6 protein-coding genes are annotated in these 4,613 nt (G+C 71.0%); 3 read left to right on the forward strand and 3 right to left on the reverse strand.

The window, feature by feature from the left end:
* The 3 genes from AC27VN_RS33540 to AC27VN_RS33550 all read right to left on the reverse strand — a co-directional run.
* Positions 1-1,120, reverse strand: a 1,120-nt coding sequence (locus tag AC27VN_RS33540) for a type II toxin-antitoxin system HipA family toxin (protein WP_490879362.1), incomplete at its 3' end; no start/stop codon positions are given.
* A gap of 55 nt (positions 1,121-1,175) precedes the next feature.
* A complete protein-coding gene (locus AC27VN_RS33545) occupies positions 1,176-1,490 on the reverse strand; it encodes a helix-turn-helix transcriptional regulator (protein WP_093351252.1) in 315 nt (104 codons plus the stop codon).
* A gap of 131 nt (positions 1,491-1,621) precedes the next feature.
* A complete protein-coding gene (locus tag AC27VN_RS33550; protein WP_490879359.1) occupies positions 1,622-2,542 on the reverse strand; it encodes a tetratricopeptide repeat protein in 921 nt (306 codons plus the stop codon).
* A gap of 36 nt (positions 2,543-2,578) precedes the next feature.
* On the opposite strand from AC27VN_RS33550, the gene purE reads away from it, so the two are divergent.
* The 3 genes from purE to AC27VN_RS33565 form a co-directional block, all read left to right on the forward strand.
* Positions 2,579-3,121 carry a 5-(carboxyamino)imidazole ribonucleotide mutase gene (gene purE / locus AC27VN_RS33555; protein WP_208512565.1) on the forward strand — a complete coding sequence of 181 codons (543 nt, stop codon included), beginning with the start codon at positions 2,579-2,581 and terminating at the stop codon, positions 3,119-3,121.
* Entirely contained in the window at positions 3,118-4,299 is a 1,182-nt protein-coding gene (locus AC27VN_RS33560; protein ID WP_490879360.1) for a 5-(carboxyamino)imidazole ribonucleotide synthase, read from the forward strand. Before purE ends, AC27VN_RS33560 begins: the two co-directional genes overlap by 4 nt.
* Positions 4,300-4,306: 7 nt before the next feature.
* A partial coding sequence (locus tag AC27VN_RS33565; RefSeq protein WP_490879361.1) for an L-threonylcarbamoyladenylate synthase occupies positions 4,307-4,613 on the forward strand: 307 nt, incomplete at its 3' end.

Here is a 4,613-nt window from a genome sequence, read left to right on the forward strand (position 1 = left end):
GCAGCGCCTCGAGCGCGATCCAGCCGAAGGCGCGCAGCTTGGCGTCGATGGCGCGGTTGACCGCGTAGTCGCCGCCGGGCACCTGCTCGAAGAAGGCGGCCACGCAGACCGGGTCGTAGAGCGGCGCGAGCACCGGCGCCACGCCGTCGGGATAGCGCAGCGCCCAGTTCTTCAGGTGCGCGTCGCTGTTGCCCAGCAGGATGAAGGCGACGATGCGGCGCACGCATTCGCGCACGTCGGCCACGGGCTTCGGCGACAGCCGGTCGAGCACGCGCAGCATCGCGGGCCCGTCGATCGCGAGGCCGCGGCCGTATTTCTGGCGCGGCTCGTACTGCAGCACCTGCGCGAACTCCTCCATGTGGATGCGCCCGCCATCGGGCGTGCGGTCGAAGCGGCGCACCGCGAGGATCTGCTCGAACGGCAGCTGCTCGGGCAGGTCGGCGTCGGCGCGGCCGATCACGCTGGCCTCGGCGCAGTCCAGGCCGAGCGCGCCGCACAGGCGGTAGCCGGCGATCTCGTTGGCGACCAGGTCGGGGTGGCGCACGGTCGGCAGCTTGAGGATGAAGGAGCCGGCCGCGCCGTGGCGCCGCACCACGTAGCGCCGGCCGTCCTGCACGGCCGAGAACTTGGTCACCACGCCGGGGATGGCGGCCGCGTCCTCCACCGGCAGCTCGACGAAGCCGGGCTCGAGCACGTCGAGCCCGAGCGCGGTGTGCCAGTGCCGCACCGTGTCGGGAATGCTCTCGGCCGGCGGCACCGGCTCGACCTCGATCGCGCCCATCAGGTCATGGCCGGCGGCGGCCAGCAGTTCGAACTCGTCGTCGGCGCGGCAGCCGCGCTGCTGCGCGAGGCGCTCGCGGTTGTGGCCCTCGGGCAGCAGGTTCTGGAAATAGCCGGGCCAGTGGCCGTCGCCGCGCGACACCCGTGCATCGCGCGCCGAGCCCAGGATGGCGCGCGTGGCGGCCTCGTCGGCGCCGCGGTAGGCCAGCGACAGCGTGGGGCGCGCCGGGTCGTCGACATAGCCGGGATCGAAGGACACGCGCAGGATGTCGCCGTATTGCGAGAGCCAGCCGATGGCGCGCCGCCGCGAGGCATCGCCGCCCGGGGCGTGCAGGTACATCCGCAGGTAGCGGATGCTGGTGGTGAAGGCGGCGTCACTCACGGTGGCGTGACGCTCAGCGCGGGCCGCGCCCGGTCTCCAGGCTCTGCGCGATCGACGGCGGTGCCTCGATGCCGGCCGGCTGGCCGAGCAGCCGGCCGCCCGCGCGCACGAAGTCCTCGAGCGTGGGGCGCAGCGCCGCGGGCACCGGCATCAGGTCGAGCCCCAACACGCGCGCCATCTCGAGCAGGGTCGACAGCCGCGGGTCGATCTGGCCGCTCTCGATGCGCTGCACCGTCATGCGCGACAGGCCCGCGCGCGTGGCCAGCGCCTCCTGGCTCAGGCCGGCGGCCTTGCGCGCCTGTTCGAGTTCCTGGATCAAATGGATCATTGGAGCGATCTTTTCAGGAGAAAAGAGTAGTGATGGTAGCTATGTGGGCGTGAAGCGGCAAATAAAAAAGCGACTCGTAAGTCGCTTTCTGATGAAATTGCGCATTTGGCTGCGCTTTTGCAGGAATCGCTTCAGCTCAACACCACGCTGCTGAGCCGGCGGCGGTAGGTCGCCACGGTAGGATCGTCGGGCGGGATCTGGCCGTCGGCCACCTTCACCTTGGGCGGCTCGATCAACTCGAGGATCGCCACGTAGGTCTTGCGCGCGAGTTCCTCGCTCCATGCCTTGTCGCGCATCAGGATCTCGAGCAGTTCGTCCATCGCGGCGGTCCACTGCTGCTCCGCGACCAGCAGGCGGGCGCGGTCGAAGCGGGCCTGGAAGTCGCGCTTGTTGGCGGCGATCTTCGCGTCGAGCTCGGCCACGGCCGGCACCGCACCCGCGGGCGGGGCGGCGAAATCGATGGCGTCCATCCAGCGCTGCAGCGCCTCGAAGCGGCGCACCGCCGCGGCCTTGGCGATCACCGGCGCGAACGCCACCTTGGCGTCGTCGGAACGGCCGAGCTGCAGCAGCAGCTTCACGTAGTCGAAGCGGGCATCGTCGTTGGCCGGGTCGGTGGCCACCGCGTGCTGCAGCTTCTCGAGCGCCCCCTCGGTGTCGCCCTCGGCCAGCGCTTCCTGCGCCGCTTCTTCCTCGGCGGCGGCCTCGGCCTCGTCGGCGCCCGGCACGTGCTTGTCGAGGAACTCGCGGATCTTCTCGGCGGGGATGGCGCCGACGAAGCCGTCGACCGGCTGGCCGTCCTTGAACATCACGCAGAACGGGATGCTGCGCACACCGAACATCTCGGACAGCTGCGAGGAGATCTGCGGCACCTTGTCGGCGTCGAGCTTGGCCAGCGTGAAGCGCCCGGCGTACTCCACCTCGAGCTTTTCGAGCACCGGCCCGAGCTGTTTGCAGGGGCCGCACCATTCGGCCCAGATGTCCAGCAGCACCGGCCGGGCGAGGGAGGCTTCGATCAGCTCGTCCTGGAAATTTTCGAGAGTGATGTCGATCATCGGGAACAACTGGGGGTGAAACGTAAAATTGAAACCATGAACGAAACCATTCAGGTCGGTGTGGTGATGGGCTCCAACTCCGATTGGGAGACGATGCGCAACGCGGTCGAGATTCTCCAGCAATTCGGCATCCGTCACGAAGCGAAGGTGGTCTCCGCCCACCGCATGCCCGATACGCTCTTCGCGTACGCCGAAAGCGCCGCCGGGCGCGGCCTCGCGGCGATCATCGCCGGCGCGGGGGGCGCGGCCCACCTGCCGGGCATGCTGGCCTCCAAGACCACGGTGCCGGTGCTCGGCGTGCCGGTCGCCAGCCGGCACCTGCAGGGCGTCGATTCCCTCTACAGCATCGTGCAGATGCCCAAGGGCGTGCCGGTCGCCACCTTCGCCATCGGCAATGCCGGCGCGGCCAACGCGGCGCTGTTCGCGGTGTCGATGCTGGCCGTCAACGACCCTGGCCTGCGCGCGAAGCTCGATGCTTTCCGCGCGGCCCAGACCGCCGCGGCCGAGGCGATGGCGCTGCCGCCCGTGGAAGCGGCCCCGGTTTCTCCTTTCTCGCCGCAAGGCGGAGGTGCCCTGTGAGCAGCAACAACGGCGACCTGCCGATCCTTCCGGGCGCCACGCTCGGCGTGCTCGGCGGCGGCCAGCTCGGCCGCATGTTCGTGCATGCCGCCCAGCGCATGGGCTACTTCACCGCGGTGCTCGACCCCGACGCCGACAGCCCGGCCGGCCGGGTCAGCCACCACCACATCCACACCGACTACGGCGACGTCGACGGCCTCGCGCGGCTGGCCGGCCTGGCCGACGCCGTGACCACCGAGTTCGAGAACGTGCCCGCGCCCTCGCTCGAGCACCTCGCGGTGGCGCGGCCGGTGGCGCCCGCCGCCCCGGCGATCGCGATCGCGCAGGACCGGATCGCCGAAAAGGCCCATTTCGGCCGCTGCGGCGTGGCCTGCGCGCCCTACGCGGCGATCGAGACCGCGGCCCAGCTCGCGGCGGTGGACGACCGGCTCCTGCCCGGCATCCTGAAGACCGCGCGCCTGGGCTACGACGGCAAGGGCCAGCAGCGCGTGCGCACGCGCGCCGAGCTGGTTGATGCCTGGCAGGCCACGGGCTGCGTGCCCTGCGTGCTCGAGCAGCTGCTGCCGCTGGACTTCGAATGCTCGGTGATCGTGGCGCGCGGCCGCGACGGCCAGGTGGTGCACTTCCCGCCCCAGCGCAACCTGCACCGCGACGGCATCCTGGCCGTGACCGAGGTGCATCCGCAGAACATGCCCAAGACCGTGGCCCAGGCCGCGATCACCGGGGCGAAGAACATCGCCAACGGCCTCGGCTACGTCGGCGTGCTGTGCGTCGAGTTCTTCGTGCTGGCCGACGGCTCGCTGGTGGTCAACGAGATGGCACCGCGCCCGCACAACAGCGGCCACTACACCATGGAAGCCTGCGACGTGTCGCAGTTCGAGCTGCAGGTGCGCACCCTGGCCGGCCTGCCGCTGGCCATGCCGCGCCAGCACAGCCCGGCCGTCATGCTGAACCTGCTGGGCGACCTGTGGTTCTCGGCCGGCGACGACACGCCGGTGTCGCCGCGCTGGAGCGAGGTGCTCGCGCTGCCCGGCGCTCACCTGCACCTGTACGGCAAGATCGAGCCGCGCCGCGGCCGCAAGATGGGCCACCTGACCTTCACCGGCGCCGACGCCGGCCAAGTGCGCGCCATCGCCTCGCAGGTCGCGCTGCTGCTCGGCCTGCCGCCGGTGGCATGAAGGCCGCATGATCCTCGACGGCCAATCGCCCGCAGCCATCGCCGAGGCGGCGCGCATCCTGCGCGCCGGCGGGCTGGTGGCCTTTCCCACCGAAACCGTCTACGGCCTCGGTGCCGACGCCAGCAACGACGCGGCCGTGGCCGGCATCTTCCAGGCCAAGGGCCGGCCGGCCGACCATCCGCTGATCGTGCACGTGGCCGCCGGCACCAAGGGCACCGAGGCGCTGTCGCGCTTCGCCCAGCCGCTGCCGCCGTTCGCGCAGAAGCTGGTGCAGGCCTTCTGGCCCGGACCGCTGACCCTGATCGTCACGCGCC

It is taken from the genome of Variovorax sp. 20P10.2.4 (genome assembly GCF_058244205.1).

Excerpts from the sequence above, each read along its gene's own strand:
- AC27VN_RS33550 (WP_490879359.1), bottom strand. The coding sequence starts at position 2,542 with ATGATCGACATCACTCTCGAAAATTTCCAGGACGAGCTGATCGAAGCC.
- purE (WP_208512565.1), top strand. The coding sequence starts at position 2,579 with ATGAACGAAACCATTCAGGTCGGTGTGGTGATGGGCTCCAACTCCGAT.
- AC27VN_RS33545 (WP_093351252.1), bottom strand. The coding sequence starts at position 1,490 with ATGATCCATTTGATCCAGGAACTCGAACAGGCGCGCAAGGCCGCCGGC.